This is a genomic window from Pseudomonas sp. BF-R-24 (assembly GCF_019947335.1).
Lineage (GTDB): Bacteria > Pseudomonadota > Gammaproteobacteria > Pseudomonadales > Pseudomonadaceae > Aquipseudomonas > Aquipseudomonas jessenii.
Map to the genome: position 1 here is coordinate 96,172 of NZ_JAGYGG010000016.1, position 14,397 is coordinate 110,568.

Annotated in this window: 11 protein-coding genes and 5 pseudogenes; 7 read left to right on the plus strand and 9 right to left on the minus strand. The window is 56.1% G+C overall.

The genetic code is table 11. The features are described from left to right. Nucleotides 1-190 precede the first annotated feature (190 nt). Both KGA98_RS14930 and KGA98_RS14935 read left to right on the plus strand, forming a co-directional pair. Nucleotides 191-568 carry a hypothetical protein gene (locus tag KGA98_RS14930; RefSeq protein WP_090455531.1) on the plus strand — a complete coding sequence of 126 codons (378 nt, stop codon included), beginning with the start codon at nt 191-193 and terminating at the stop codon, nt 566-568. Further along, complete coding sequence (locus KGA98_RS14935; RefSeq protein ID WP_223502688.1) at nt 558-839, plus strand: hypothetical protein; 282 nt, start codon at nt 558-560, stop codon at nt 837-839. The genes KGA98_RS14930 and KGA98_RS14935 overlap by 11 nt, the downstream gene beginning before the upstream one ends. Here KGA98_RS14935 and KGA98_RS14940 read toward each other — a convergent pair. Beyond that, nucleotides 832-1,035 carry a hypothetical protein gene (locus tag KGA98_RS14940; protein WP_057714624.1) on the minus strand — a complete coding sequence of 68 codons (204 nt, stop codon included), beginning with the start codon at nt 1,033-1,035 and terminating at the stop codon, nt 832-834. The genes KGA98_RS14935 and KGA98_RS14940 overlap by 8 nt on opposite strands. A 462-nt stretch (nt 1,036-1,497) precedes the next feature. Between KGA98_RS14940 and KGA98_RS14945 the strand changes: the two are divergent. Then, a pseudogene (locus tag KGA98_RS14945) lies at nt 1,498-1,831 on the plus strand (tyrosine-type recombinase/integrase); the annotation flags it as partial. 1,385 nt (nt 1,832-3,216) lie between these two features. Here KGA98_RS14945 and KGA98_RS14950 read toward each other — a convergent pair. Together KGA98_RS14950 and KGA98_RS14955 are read right to left on the minus strand one after the other, a co-directional pair. Then, nucleotides 3,217-3,406: pseudogene (locus KGA98_RS14950) on the minus strand (slipin family protein); the annotation flags it as partial. A 2-nt stretch (nt 3,407-3,408) separates the two neighbouring features. Next, entirely contained in the window at nt 3,409-4,785 is a 1,377-nt protein-coding gene (locus tag KGA98_RS14955) for an NfeD family protein (protein WP_223502689.1), read from the minus strand. Nucleotides 4,786-4,836: 51 nt separating this feature from the next. On the opposite strand from KGA98_RS14955, the pseudogene KGA98_RS14960 reads away from it, so the two are divergent. After that, nucleotides 4,837-5,079: pseudogene (locus KGA98_RS14960) on the plus strand (SDR family oxidoreductase); the annotation flags it as partial. Between the two features lie 198 nt (nt 5,080-5,277). On the opposite strand, the gene KGA98_RS14965 reads toward KGA98_RS14960, so the two are convergent. Then, complete coding sequence (locus KGA98_RS14965) at nt 5,278-5,937, minus strand: hypothetical protein (protein ID WP_090456259.1); 660 nt, start codon at nt 5,935-5,937, stop codon at nt 5,278-5,280. A gap of 364 nt (nt 5,938-6,301) precedes the next feature. Between KGA98_RS14965 and KGA98_RS14970 the strand changes: the two are divergent. Beyond that, a pseudogene (locus KGA98_RS14970) lies at nt 6,302-6,481 on the plus strand (nucleotidyltransferase family protein); the annotation flags it as partial. Between the two features lie 620 nt (nt 6,482-7,101). Here the strand turns inward: KGA98_RS14970 and KGA98_RS14975 are convergent. The 3 genes and pseudogenes from KGA98_RS14975 to KGA98_RS14985 all read right to left on the minus strand — a co-directional run bounded on the left by KGA98_RS14975 (nt 7,102) and on the right by KGA98_RS14985 (nt 10,022). Then, nucleotides 7,102-8,328, minus strand: coding sequence for an MFS transporter (locus KGA98_RS14975; RefSeq protein WP_411736666.1), 1,227 nt, complete (start codon nt 8,326-8,328; stop codon nt 7,102-7,104). Between the two features lie 151 nt (nt 8,329-8,479). Continuing rightward, nucleotides 8,480-9,061 (minus strand): TetR/AcrR family transcriptional regulator, encoded by a 582-nt coding sequence (locus KGA98_RS14980; RefSeq protein WP_223502690.1) that lies wholly within the window; start codon nt 9,059-9,061, stop codon nt 8,480-8,482. 523 nt (nt 9,062-9,584) lie between these two features. Beyond that, a pseudogene (locus KGA98_RS14985) lies at nt 9,585-10,022 on the minus strand (NUDIX hydrolase). A gap of 415 nt (nt 10,023-10,437) precedes the next feature. Here KGA98_RS14985 and KGA98_RS14990 point away from each other — a divergent pair. After that, a complete protein-coding gene (locus KGA98_RS14990) occupies nt 10,438-10,692 on the plus strand; it encodes a hypothetical protein (RefSeq protein WP_223502691.1) in 255 nt (84 codons plus the stop codon). A 90-nt stretch (nt 10,693-10,782) separates the two neighbouring features. On the opposite strand, the gene KGA98_RS14995 is transcribed toward KGA98_RS14990, so the two are convergent. Both KGA98_RS14995 and KGA98_RS15000 read right to left on the minus strand, forming a co-directional pair. Continuing rightward, entirely contained in the window at nt 10,783-11,208 is a 426-nt protein-coding gene (locus KGA98_RS14995) for a YciI family protein (RefSeq protein ID WP_223502692.1), read from the minus strand. Nucleotides 11,209-11,354: 146 nt separating this feature from the next. Next, a complete protein-coding gene (locus tag KGA98_RS15000) occupies nt 11,355-12,062 on the minus strand; it encodes a TetR/AcrR family transcriptional regulator (RefSeq protein WP_223502693.1) in 708 nt (235 codons plus the stop codon). 370 nt (nt 12,063-12,432) lie between these two features. Here KGA98_RS15000 and KGA98_RS15005 point away from each other — a divergent pair, with 370 nt between their 5' ends. Next, a complete protein-coding gene (locus KGA98_RS15005; protein ID WP_223502694.1) occupies nt 12,433-14,373 on the plus strand; it encodes a DUF1302 domain-containing protein in 1,941 nt (646 codons plus the stop codon). Nucleotides 14,374-14,397: the final 24 nt, after the last annotated feature.

Below are 14,397 nucleotides of genomic sequence, written 5' to 3' on the forward strand. Positions count from 1 at the left end.
GCAGGCCGCAGCAAAAAGGTAACCCGCGCGTTACGAGTAACGGGGGCTATGTTCAATTGCCCGGTACGGACAAGGCGCTGCTGGTTGAAAACTGCGCCGCTGATGGCAACGAAGCCCCCAACCGCTGGTGCACCAGTGCATACATTTTGCGGCTTAAGAGTGAACACGCTAATCAGAAAGGAAGTTCGGCATGCTGTTTTTCAAACCCGAGCGACAACTAGCGCTTGAACTAGACCTCGAGGGACTCTCGCTCCGTCTCAAACCCCTCAGTACCACCATCAAGCTGATGACGTCTCACAGGCTGCGGAAGTATCAACGGGCCCTGGAAAACGACATAGGCGGACTACCTGGGTTTATGGCGTTGTCGGTTGAGGGAAAAGTCAATTACATGATTCCCATCATTTCGCAAATGAACGAAGCCAGAGATCAGCAGAATGAAGTCGATTTCATAGCGGCCTACCTGACCGTCATGCTGCTGGAAAGCATCAGCTGCGGCTATCATTCGACAATGAACTTGGTCTTTAGTGGGATGGAAAAGATCGCCGCGTTCCGGTGGGATGAGTCATAAAAAAACCATCCAACAAGAAACTCTGGAAGCGCTTATCAACAACCACGTGCTGGGCGAGCGCCACGACTTCGAGGAGTGGCAGGAGACGGTGTCCACGCTCCTCATCAATCTGGCCAAAGCACCTGCCGATCAGTCTGCCCGCTTCGCCAACATGTCGCGACCTGAAATCGTAGTTTCTGAAAAGTGGTCGCGAAAGCTAGTAGGGTTCGCCAAGACCGGTGTCGAAATCTGGCGGTCTAGCTACTGCGCTGGCGCAGTCTCCACTACTTGACTTGATCATATGCATCATTCATCACTTTAATGGCGTTTAACACATGCGGATGTTCAGCCCAGCGGTATGCAGCATTTCCAAGTAAGCCGGCTGTCGCGTTGTCCATCAGGCTTTTTACATCAAGCCCGCTGGCGACGGCCGCTCCAATAATTGCTACAAGCGCTTGTTCCAGTGCAATTTCGCGATCACTAACCACTGCATCTCCTTAAACCGACCCCATGCCGGCCTGAAAGATTAATCGCTCACCCACAACCAAATTGCCACTACCCCCTGTCGCATCCGGTCACGGAGTACGGCGCTTGAACCACCCTAACCCTTTTCGCGTGCTTTCCACAATCAATCGATGCTTTGTAGTCTCGATACGCGTAATCGCAGGCACTTGGCCCGACCGAGAATGGATCAACAAGCATTGTTGGGCGCGCTCGGTGTGATAGATCTGTTTTGCTACCGTCATCTCCTCAATCAACTGCCGATTGGCTGAGTAGTAGCCACAGTTCGGACATCATCAAAATTGGTCATCGGAAAAGCTTTCTCGGCGCTCTCGCGACATACGAGACAGGACGAACTGCCACCCACTCACCCACTTTCTGCCGCCAAGCGTGGTATGGAGACGCTCAGGAACATCCAGGCCAACGGGTGACCGACACTCGATGATGGAATTGAAATCACTGGTGAGCTGAAGATTTTGATTGATCGGATCATGTCCCGAAAGTCAGAACATAAAGTCCGCTCTACGCGGCTGATCGTTACGAGGATGCACACCAATGTAAGTGGCGATGTTACGAGGAAGATTTGACTTGGCCAGGGAAGCACACGGGGTAGCAAAGTCCGAGTTCCAGATGCGCGACCTGCGCGCTAAAGCCGGCACGGACAAGGCAGAATCAAGCGGTGACATTTTGCAGGCCAGAGATCAACTTGGGCATACAAACGTTGTAATGACCGAGCAGTACAACCGCAACAGGAAAGGGAAAAAAGTCTCACCAACCAAGTGAATTGCGGACCAATCCAATAATTGCGGACCAGAAACGAACAAGGGCTTGCCCAGCTTTCGCTCGCAAACCCTTGATTTATATGGTGCCGAAGCCGGAATAGAACCCCTGCCTGAACGCCGCACGAATAAAGGGTTCTGTTGGTTTGGATGATTTGCTTGCCCCCAAATCTGCCCCCCAAAAAAAATTATGCCCATGTCTCACGCAGCTTGATCGCAAGGGGTGTCGTTTCTTCAAACGACACCCCTATTAATTAATCTGACTCTACCGGCATGCAATTTTCAGCCGCGCTTTCGGTTTGCGCGTTCTCTATTCAGCAGACGCAAAGTTGCGTTAATTATCTCTGGCTCACCACAACGACTTTTGTCACCCGGAGAGTAGTTTCGACTGATCTTCGCCCTCTCCTATTGGTGCCATCATTCCGCTAGTCGTGCCCTTTTTATGCAGTCGTGCCCATGCCCAAGGCTGGGCACAACTGAGGGCACAAGGGCACGACTGAGGAAAAAGGTGCTTCCAGGCGTGCCGTTCATGTCAGCTAGAGTTTGTCCAGGTGCGCGCACTGCCTCCGTTTAAAACGGAGGCAAGCGCAGTGATCCGGCACAGGTTGTCCTGATTTCAAATCGGAGCGCGTTGGACGATATCGTGCAAACCGCGCTAGCAAATCGAACAGGTGCGCACCGTGCGATTGTCTGTCATCCAATGTGTGACTGATTTTAAAAAACGGGGGAACGGGGGGGAACAGTAGGAGTAACCAATGTTTTCGGGTCCTTTGGCGGGAGAACCTGTACCCCAGTGCTTTTTGGGGCACAGAGACTGCCCGATCGACGAAGTAGCCACTTGAGTTAACTGCCCTGAAAGCCCATGCCCGCCTGCCTCTCCGCCGATTTAACCGGCCAGCTCGAGAGATCAACCAGTTAACCGAGTAATTTAGTCGGTTACCTCCTTAGTTAACCGCCCTGAAAGCCACGGCCCGCTTGCCTCTCAGGCGAATAGAAGGATCGCCGAGTTAACCACCGAAAATGCTTAGTTAACCGGGCTACAAGCCACGGCCCGTAAGGCTTTCAGCCCAGTTAACCAACCGAGTTAACCAGTTAACTAACTTTGGCGGGGTGCCGCTAACGAATTTGCGCGAGTCTTCGCACCCGTATTCCTCGGAAATCGCCAGGGTCCCCGGCGTGTTTTGGGAGCGCTGTTGTCAGGAAATACCTCAGGGCTCCCTTGGCGCCGCAGGGTGCGAGGAAGGCATTATCCAGCGTCCGTGACTGGCCGATTTCTGCCTGTCACGATGGGCAGAAATCGACCCATTGCGGACGCTCAAGCAATAGGGCACGGACTTACTTTTTTCACTTTCCCTCCATGTCTGGCTAGTTGTCGCTCCCCCGGCCAGCCACGCGAACCATCTGTTGCCCCATCGGAATCAGCAGAATCAATCCCGACCCCTTGACCTGCCAGAAGCACCCGAATTGGCGAGTTGGTACACACTACCTCGCGTTCGTAGTCGCGCAGAATCCGGAAGGCCGAGACCACCAACACGTGGAACAGCGCTATCAGCGCGCCAAAACCCAATTCGCCAAACATGATTAATCTTCTAGCGGTGGAGTTTCATCCTGCACAGTGACGTCCAGCAGCACGCCCTTGCGCGCCACCACCCGGACCTGTTGGCCCAGGCGCAGGGGCGAGTTGCTCCGCACTTGCCATTTTTCGCCCTGCAGTTGCACCCAGCCACTCATCGGCAGGCCCGGCAGCAGCCCCGTCACCGTGGCCAGGCTGCCGACCAGACCCGCATCGCCGCTGACCAGGGCGCGGCGTCGGGCCTTAAGCGCCATGCCGACCAGCGTCATCAGCAACAGGGCACTAGTCAGTGCCATGCCGATGATCAGCGTCAACGGAATGCCGAAGCCCGGCACATCGGTGTCCATCAAAATCACTGCGCCGACTACAAAGGCAACCACCCCACCGAAGCCGATTACACCGAAACTCGGTAGAAACGCCTCGGCGATCATGAAGGCCAGCCCCAGCAGAATGAGCCCGACCCCGGCGTAATTCACCGGCAACAGTTGCAGGGCATACAGCCCCAGCAACAGACAGATGCCACCGAGTACCCCACCGACGCCCGACCCCGGGTTCATGAATTCGAACATCAGGCCATAGACCCCGATCATGATCAGCAGCAAGGCCACACTGGGGTTGGTGATCACCGCCAGCAGTTGCGTGCGCCAATCAGGCGCATGGTCGATGAGAGTAGCCCCGGCGGTGCTCAGTTTCAGCGTTTGACCGGCGACATTCAGGCTCTTGCCGTCCAGTTGCTTGAGCAGGTCCGCCACGTCATTGGCCACATAATCGACCACCTTGAGTCTGAGTGCTTCGTCGGCAGACAGGCTGGCCGATTCGCGTACCGCTTGTTCGGCCCAGTCGGCATTGCGTCCGCGCAATTGCGCAAGGCCACGGATGTAAGCCGCCGCATCGTTGATCTGTTTGCGAGTCAGGGTGTCCAGCGGCTCGGGCGGGGAGTTTTTGTCGGTGGTAGGTGGGCGCGGCGGTTCGGGCGCGGTTCCGGGCAGGCCGCCGATCTGCACCGGCGAAGCGGCGCCCAGGTTGGTGCCCGGGGTCATGGCGGCAATGTGGCTGGCATACAGGATATAGGTGCCGGCGCTGGCCGCGCGTGCGCCACTGGGGGCGACGAAACTGGCCACTGGCAGGGGGCTGGCCAGAATCGCCTTGATGATCAAGCGCATCGAAGTGTCCAGCCCACCGGGAGTGTCGAGGTTGATGACCACCAACTGTGCGCCCTCGGTCACCGCACGCGTCAGGCCGCGCACCACGTAGTCGGCATTGGCTGGACCAATGGCATCGTTGACGGTCAGGACCACGACACTGCCCGCAGCCTTCGCCGAACCCGTCGGCAATCCGACCAGTATCATCAGCAAAAGCAGGCGGCACCACCAGTGACTGTTCACGGCCCCTCCCAGTTGCCGGTTCGGCAGCCTGCAACTTTCACTTAAAGCGTAGTTGAGTCAGCCAGGGTTTCACCGGGATGAGTGGAGACGGAGGCATCAGTCGCCTTTGTAGAGGAGATTGCGAGGCAGAACGGCACCGATTATGAGGGTGGCCGCCAAATCGTAATGGGCTCACTGGGATGCATCCCGATCGGACGACCCGCTAAACCAAGGGAAGTAGCCGATCTCATCACATTCCTCGTCTCGCCGCTTGCAAGCTCCATTACTGGTACTGAATACGTCATCGATGGCGGATACTCCGTCTGGTGCAAGGATAGCAATACGGGGTCAGGTCTTGCCTTTTGCTTAATAGCGATGGCAAAAGACAAGACCTGACCCTGAGGTTTCACAGACTTTCTGCACTGATCCGCCGTGCCTAGGAATGCGGCGAACCCGGCCGCTCTACTCGGCCTGGCCCGCTTGCAACTTGCGACCCCGCAGCGGCATCGCCCGTCATTCTGCGGCAAAGCAGTACAGCAGCCCCGCCCCGCCCGAGCCGGCCAGGGCTTCGCTGCTGCAGCCACGCGAGGGGTGCGAGGAGTTCCACGAGCGTGCCGCCGCATCGTCACGCAGTCCTATTCGGTCATGATGACCGACCTGGGCCGTCCCTTCGCCGCTGCTGGTCCAGTTGCTGCAGGTATGGTCATCGCTACCGGCGAACGCAGTTCCGTCCGCCTGCGAGCCGGTGAGGATGTCGTGCATGTTCGGCGTGTCGCCGCGCCCCTTAACCAGCGCCCCGTGTTCGTCCAGGGCCATTTCCTTGGTCAGTTGGTTGTCGCCGTGCAGTTGCGCGACGTCGCGGGCGATGACGACCCCCTTGGCGTTTTGCCAAGGGCCCTGGCCGATGCGATCACGGGCATTGACCGCCCCCGCACTGCCGACGGCACTGGTGCTGAGGTAAGCACGCCAGGTGTGCTGGCCCGCCCCGACGGCGGAGGCCAGCGTCTGGCAGTGCCTATCGGCGCCGCTCAGACCACCTAGATCGGCGCCCTTGCCCATGCCGAGGCTAGTGACAAAGAAGGTCATGTCCGTTTGCTGGGCCTGACTGGCGAAACTGCAGGCTATTGCCAACAGGGCAGTCGGTAAGGTGAGAGTGAAAGTCGTGATGTGCATGTGCAGTCCTCCTGCGGGAAAACGGCCTCCAAGATGGAATGTGACCGAGAAATTGAGCCTAGACGACGCCGGTTACCGACACACAGCCGCGGTTCAACCTTCCGTCCTCATGTATTGCTTGAGTGCGCGGCTCGCAGTTTGGCGAGCCGGCGTTGGACGCAGGATGCGGTAAGGCTCAATCCACTTGGGGCGCTCTAGGGGCTTCGACACTTTTTCGACACGGCCCCGGGGAGCCAGAAAGCAAAAACCCCCGATCTCTTTCGAAATCAGGGGTTTTCGTATTTCTCAAAGCAATGCGGGGTCAGGTCTTGCCTTTTGCATAATAGCGATCGCAAAAGACAAGACCTGACCCTGAGGTTTCAAGGTAGCTGTACGGCTTGGAGTAGAGGGTGTGGTCGAGGTCGCGGCACCACTCGGCCTAGACGATCTCTTTAACCTTGTCGTCCGACCTACGGTGAAGTTCCGAGCAGATAAACGGCAGGTCTATCTGAACCGCCTGCGCTCAAAAAACTGGCTCGCAACCTGGCCGGATCTGAAGGTTCTCCCGATAGGCCGAAGCGTTTCAGCTTCGAAGTTTCATGCCCGTTTCGGATCGTTAGCCGCCATTCCCGAACGTCCGCTTGTGGCCGATTGTTGTCGGTCGAGATGTAGCTTTTCGTCGTGTGCAGCGGAGGTTTGGCCCTCAGATGGAATTGGCACGCAACAATAGGCGCTTTTAAATCCTCACCTATGGTTGTTTTCTGAAAGCCCTTGTAGCCATTGTTTTGCAAGGGCTCCAGAGGATTACCAGAATTTCCGGTTCTAACACCCGTCTACCAGAGCCGTGACTAAACTAGCCCAGTATCTAACGGCCCAAACGGTAATCGATCAGTCTGGCCGTCCCGTTAATGGCTGATTTCGCCATCGAGGGCAGCCAATCGGCGATACACCAACCTAGGCCATTCACCCATCGACAAGGCTGGCCAGAGTCGTTGCGATGAACAGGACCGCAAACCCATAGGGTGCGGGGCTTGCGGTGATCGACTAAACAACAACCAACCACCGAAAAAAGGTCATATATACCGAAGACGCGGGGCCCGAATTACCCCCTAGGCCCACCCTCTCGGGAGGACCCGTTGAAATTTCCCAGCGTGCCGGCGCTCTCCTATCGAGCCATTGAACACACTATTGCGTGATGGCTCGATGACCAGGCTTGAAACCATTGGCCCTGGCTTGCCAAACAACGGATAGACCGAGCAACGCCAATATCAGTAGTGTTGGGGGGAAAGAGTTCGGCCCTACATGTTCCAGTAACAAGCCACCAGCGATGCCACCTCCGGCTACTGCCAGATTGAAAATGGTGACAAGCATCGATTGCGCGACATCGGCGCCATCACCCGCAGTATCGGCAATGGCCGTCTGTAATAGCGTGGGAGCGCCACCGAACGTCAGCCCCCAGATCGCAATGCTGAGGAGCACAATGCTAGGGGAGCTGCTTGCCATTCCCATCACCAACATCGCCAGCGCGAAAACTGCCAGACTTACTAGCGTCAGCACACGCAACCCTCGATCCACCCACATTCCTGTGACCCCGATGCCGACGATAGAGGCAATACCGAAGAGCATAAGGACGAGGTCTATCCGCTGGCCAAGCCCCACGGAGACCAAGAACGATGCAATGTAGGTGTACAGGATGTTGTGCGCGAGCATCCAAACGAAGATCACAGCCAATATCGAACGCAGGCCCGGGGTTAGAAAAATACTCAGGAGCGACTGGCGCTGACGTTCGGTTTGTCCTGGGTAGTCAGGCACACCAAATCGCACCCAAATGAACAGTAGTAACGAGAGTGCTGACATAATCCAAAACACGCCACGCCAATCAAACAGAGTCCCCAGCCAAGTGCCGAGGGGCACGCCGAGACACAAGGCCACGGGTTGACCGATGCCGACAATCGCCAGGGCTCTCCCTTGAAGACCATGGGGCACCATGCGTCGTGCATAACCGGCCAATAGTCCCCACATCACGCCCGCCGCCATTCCGGCGATAAATCGTGCGACCAAGGTCAACGCATAGTGAGAGGACAATGCCGTCACGGTGTTGAACACCAGCAACCCGGCAATCGCCAGCAGAAATAGGGGCTTCCTATGCCATTTCCGCGTCGCCGCAACGACTGGAATCGCCGCCAGAACCGAACCCAACGCATAGAGCGTAATCAGCTGACCCGCCATGGCCTGTGAGACGCCAAGATCTTGTCCAATCAGGGGTAGCAGACCGGCTGGCATCGTTTCCGTCATGATGGTAATGAAGCCCGCCATCGTAAATGCCAACAGTTTCCAAAGGGGCAGTCTTTGCATAGAAGACGTTTCATCAAGACCCGGTGCTATCAATCCATTGTTACCGTGCGTGCTCATTGTTGTATCCCTGAGAAAGAGTTCATGTCCTATTCCTAATCAATCGTCCGAGGTTGCTTTGATCTTTCTGGAATGATCATTCCAGTACTAGGCAAAAAAAATCTGACCTCTGCCAGATTTTCACTCGAAGTATTCCAACATCCCGTCTTGGTTACAAAGCGTCCATCGTGATATCGACCACGTCCAGCAAGCGTTGTCGACGGTTCTGGTGAGCACTGCCTTTACTCAATACTCGCAGGCCCTGAATCGTGTTCACGATAAAGCGTGCGAGCGCGCGAGGTTTCTTGTGCGCAAGAATTTCCCCAGTTTTCTGGCCACGAGTGAGTGCTTGCTCTAAAGCTTTCTCCAGACGCAGGAAGTTGAGAGAGACCAACTCGGCAATGGATTTGTCTTGGCCAGCCATTTCAAGTGAGGCATTGGCGGCAAGGCAGCCACGTGGCCCGGTATCGCTGAGCTCATCATTCACAATCCTCAGCAGCAGTTGCTGGATCAACGCTTTGACGGAGCCTGATTCCTGAAGCAACGTTATGTTCGAGGCAGTCAGATCGTGATAACGGCGTAATGCATGCTCGTACAAGCCATGCTTGTTCTCAAAGGCGTTGTACAGGCTGCTTCGAGATAATCCTGTACCGTCGACCAGGTCCTGTATCGAGGTGGCGGAATAGCCGAGCTGCCAAAAAACCTGCATAGCTGCATCGACGATTTCATCCTGCTCAAATTCTTTGGTGCGCATTGGAGCAGCCTTTCTGGAATGACCATTCCAGAAAAATACTGACTTCTTTCGCGCTCGTCAAGGATGGACACAACTGAGGACACGAGGGCATGACTGGGAGACTGGACTGGCTCTGAGAAGAGATGCATCGAAGCCCTGTCGGGGTGCAGGAAATGCACCCCGTTTTCCGAGGCCCTCGGGATTACACGCTTTGTCGCTTTGAATCCTCTTATAAGATTAATTTCGGTTTTCGGCTCGCGGCCTGACACGGCACTGCTTTCGGCGCTTTTGGTCTTGTCGGGCATCTTGCTCCTGTCTTGTTCTGCAATCGGCTTTTTCCACGGGTTTATTCCTCGACTGTGGTTGATTCTTGGAGGGACTTGCAGGCCTTTTGTTTTGCGGCTTCCAGCGCTTTACCTGAATTTTCGTTTCTACCGTCCTTCAACCCACGAATCAGGGTAAAACCCTTGCCGTCTGAAGCCATCCCAAAGCTGCAGGTGACGACAGGCAGCAATCGGCCAGAAGCGGTCGTTCGGCAGTTGAATCAAGGATGCTTGTCCATCAAGTGTCCACGCGCTTCTAAGACCTCGCACAAAAAGACCAGCGCTCGACGAAAAACTGGGTGGCAATCGTCATAAGGTAAATGGTCGAGCGAAGCCCAGAAAAAATCGAAGAGGTGACCATGGTCATCGAGCGTCTGATATGACCATTGTTCAGGTAATAGTCCACCCGCCTGGCACAGTTGAAACGATCAGATCTGGCCGTGATGACCGGAATCCCAACATCCTAGATCGTCTTCGATTGTGGCGGCGCTTATACCAGACTCTTCCGCCAGTTCACGCAGGGCTGCTCGACCCGGTGTTTCCCCCTTTTCAATAGTTCCCTTCACCAGTTGCACCTCAGCCTGAGGATGACGGAACAAAAGGATCCTGGGGAGCCGCGCGGAAGACAGAACTACTGAGCAGGCCTTGTCGGGAAGCATGGCGATTTCCTTATCGGTAATGAAGGCTCGCCATCATACGCTTTCAGCCATTCCGTAACTGGTGTGGGCTGGATCCTGACTGGCACTGTGAACGGCAGCTATGGGTTGTGGATTGCTGTCTGTTGCCACCGTCAGCTGCGGGTCGATTGCAATTTTTCTCGGTAGGGAGCAATCGGCCAGGAAACAGGAAAGGCCCCCCTCTCCCGAGCTACCGACGATTGGCTGGTCGGTAGTTGCCTGGGCATGTGCAGACTCCCCGCCTCCGTGACAGGCAATCCAGGCCACGGCGATCCGAACAGCCAGGCCTTCGCGCCTCACCTCGCCCAACTGGATGCGAGCAAGCATGTCGGGGCCTCGTTCGGTTGCAGTCATCACTTTTTCTCCAGACAAAAAAATCCCGCACCAGGCGGGACTCATGGCTAAGCTGTACGCTCTACGCATGGAGGCATTTATGAAGTACACAACAGTTTTACTGGCTGTCGCTTTGCTCGGTGGCTGCTCTTCGTACAATGAGCGCGGCACCGGCGAAGGCGGGAGAGAAATAACCAACAAGGGCTACACCGTCCGCTGTGACGCTACACCCGCCAATCAGCCAGGCTGCTACACGCCGCCGCCATCGTGGGTCTGGTGGCCATCAGACAGCATCAAATTCAAGTTGGGCGCGAACTGACACGCCCCTTCGCAACTCAGGATGACGCTGAATTGACGGCTATCGGCCAGTAGCGGACGGTGGGCCGTGACCTCCGGTGTCAGATTCTCATCACAAATCAGCCATCTCGTACAGCGGCCGGATTTCGATCTCGCTCGGTCCCGGCATGGGATTGGGGCAGCGGACCGCCTCGTCCATGTCCTTGACTTCCCAGAGCCAAAAGCCGGCGACCAGCTCGCTGGTTTCGGCGAAAGGTCCGTCGATGACCATACGGCCGGGGCCATCGAACGCAATACGCTTGCCCTGCGAGGAGGGCTTGAGGCCGTCGGCGACGAGCAAGCTGCCGGCATTGACCAGCTCCTCGTTATATCTGCCCATCACCTCGAACATCTCGGTCGTGGGGAGAATGCCCTTCTCGCTATCGTCGGTAGCCTTTACGAACACAATCACACGCATCGTCTGCCTTTGAGCCGGCCTCATCGGCCTGGCATCGGAACGACGAATGGGGTTCCGGAAATCGATATCGTACTGCAACATTTTTTCGACGGTTGAGGCGCAGGCGCCAATGGCCGCTTCAAGGTCATCGCGATGGCGCGATGACCGAGATTGGCGCTAAGCGGTTAAGCGCATGACACCTCGGCGTGAAGAACATCACGTCGACGGTCTGTCAGGTTTGACCATAATCATCCGAGTGTCTTGCTGACGCAGATCCCATTCAAGAGAATGTCCAGCAACTGCTGGATTCGCTCATCCAGGGGCATTTCAGCGGCCTCACCGAGGCTCTCCGGATAGAGCCTCAGGATCAGATTGGCACCCAACAGATGAGAGTTGAGCATGATGGTAATCATCACGCTGGCATACCTGTCGGGCAGTTGTTTTATCTGGTTGGCGTCGATGCATTCTTGCAGGATCGAGTCGAGGAAGATGTGGAAAGGCTTGACGAAGCGATCAACCATCCACTCAAGCCGCGCGCTAGGCTGAGCCACCTCTGCATACACCAGCGCCTGTGCTGTCGGGTCGCGGTGGTGAATGGCGATAAACGCTGCGAGCACTCCCTTGAGTCGTGTCAGTGGATCTTCGTTCTGCAAAATGAGTGTGCGGACTTTCTCCCACTCCGCAGTACTGATCGCATAAGTGTTTTCGATGACCGCGCGCCACAACCCCTCCTTGTTGCCGAAGTGATAATTCAACAGCGGTTGTTTGACGCCGGCGCGTTCAGAGATGGTCAGTACAGATGCACCGGCAAAACCTTTCTGGCTGAACTCGATTTTGGCGGCATCAATCAGTCGGCCTTTACCGTCGGATTCGGCGGGAGACAAGGCCTGCGATTGTGCACTGGAGGAGAGATTGTCAATGATCGAAAGAATTGTTTCTAAAGAGAGCTTCTGCATTACTGATCTCGATGAGTCGAACCTGTGACGGATGTTTCGTGCGAAGGGCCCTATTGTGCACCTGGATAATCGCCACAGGCACCTTCCTTTCAGACCCCTACCCGCGATGTTCATGGGATGCAGCTGATCGCGTTCTCATTTTTTAGGTGTTGACCTTTATACTTATATAAATATAAGTTGTCTCAGCATTATCTTCAAGTGCTTTTGAACCCTGTGCCCAGGCCTTCGAAAGGACTCGCTCCAACGCCTGTCACTGGAAAACGTAGTCATGCCCGGCTGGTACGTGCCCCCAGCCAGGGTTAGCGATAGACCCGACAAACCAGCTCGGTGGTGAGCATCAATAACAATAATTCGTCAATGGAGTCGCTCAATGGAAATCAAACTCACAAAACCGATCATGAGGCGTCGTACACCGATTCCCGCCGGTGTCACACTGTTCGGCTTTCTGCCAATGCTCATGGCGACCCAGGCTCAGGCCCTGGAGTTCAGCTTCGCGGATGACGAGGTCGCCGGTTCGCTGAACAACACCGCGTCCTACGGTCAGTTGTGGCGCCTGAGGAGTCAGGACAGCGATAACGACAACATCAACCGCAACGATGGCAATCGCAATTTCGATCCAGGCCTGGTGTCCCAGGTGTTCAAGCTGACTTCTGAGCTGACCCTGCAGTACCGCAACTACGGCGGATTCATGCGCGGTACCGGGCTGTATGACACCCAGATCATGAATCACAACAGTGATTACTACAGCAACAACAACCCGTCGCAGCCCAGCCAGTCCTACCCCCACGACAGTCATTTTGGTAGCGACGCCCAGGATATTTCCGGGCGCAATGCCAAGCTGCTCGACGCTTACCTGTGGGCCGACCTGGAAGTGGCCAACATGCCGCTCAACATCAAGGTCGGCAAACAGGCCTTCAACTGGGGCGAGGCAATGTTTGCGCGCGATGGCATCAATGCCTCGAACCCGGTCGATGCAGCGGCCCTGCGCTTGCCGGGTGCCGAGATCAAGGAGGTCCTGATCCCGACCCAGGCACTGGGTTTCAGCATCGGCGTGACCGAAGGCCTGTCGGTTGACGGTTACTACCAGTGGGACTGGACCGAAACGATCCAGAGTCCGGTCGGTACTTTCTACTCGACCGATGACCTGTTTTCCCCGGGTGGCCATTTCGCCTACAACAATTTTTCCGGAACACCGCTGGCGGGTGCCGTGCCCCTCTACGGACAACTGCAAAACACCCCGGGGGCGTTGCAGCGCCTTGGGCTGGATGGCAATACGTTCATTTATCCGGGAAACATCGCAGGAACCACCGAAATTGCCGAGTCGGGTGCCATAGGGCGGGATGCGTCGGCACGTGATAGCGGACAGTGGGGGCTGAATGCCAAGTATGTGGTCGAGAACCTGAACGCTACCGAGTTTGGGGTGTATTTCATCAACTACCACACCAAAGAGCCCAATCTGGAAGCCAACTTTGGCGGTTACCAGGCCAAGGCTTTCGCTTTGGACCCTGCATTTCTGGGGCTCACTACCGTCGATGTTCTGCACTCGGTAACGGCCCGGCGTAAGTACGTGGAAGACGTACGCGTGTACGGCTTCAGCTTCAGCACTACGGTGGGTGAAAGCTCATTTTTTGGCGAGCTTGCGTACCGCCCGAACATGCCGATCGCCATCTCGACTTCAGACGACATGCTGGCTGACCTGACCCTGCAAGCGGCTCTGGTCCAGGGCTCGAACCCTGGCATTGCCTATGGCGGCAAGGGTGTTATTGCGGGCCAGAACATCGGGCTGAACGACACGATAAAAAACTACAAGCGCGTCAAGATGTTCAATTACTCGATCGGCAACATCCAGAACTGGGGACCGGCGCTTGGCTTTGACGCCTTGTTTACCGCCGGGGAAATTGCGGGTGTGTCCTATCGGGGCGACAGCCTGCAATACACAGCATTCGACGGCAGCAATCGCTATTTTTCGGGTGCGCAGAACGCTGAGTATCTGGACGTGAACAACGGCCGCGACAATCAGATCAACCGCAACGCCTACAGCTACACGCTGGTTGCCAAAGGCACCTGGAACGATGTGTTTGCGGGCGTCAACCTGTCCCCCAATGTTGCCTGGAAGCATGACTTCGAAGGCAACTCACACCAGGCCGGAAGCTACATCGAGGGCACCAAGGCCTGCACTGTCGGCCTGAATGCCAGTTACCAGAACACCCTGGAAGCAGGCATTGCCTACACCAGCTTTTTTGGTGCGGGTAACGATAACGCCTTGCGCGATCGCGACAACATCGGCGTCAACCTCAAGTACTCCTTCTAACCCTCGATGCTGCCTAGTCGAGCC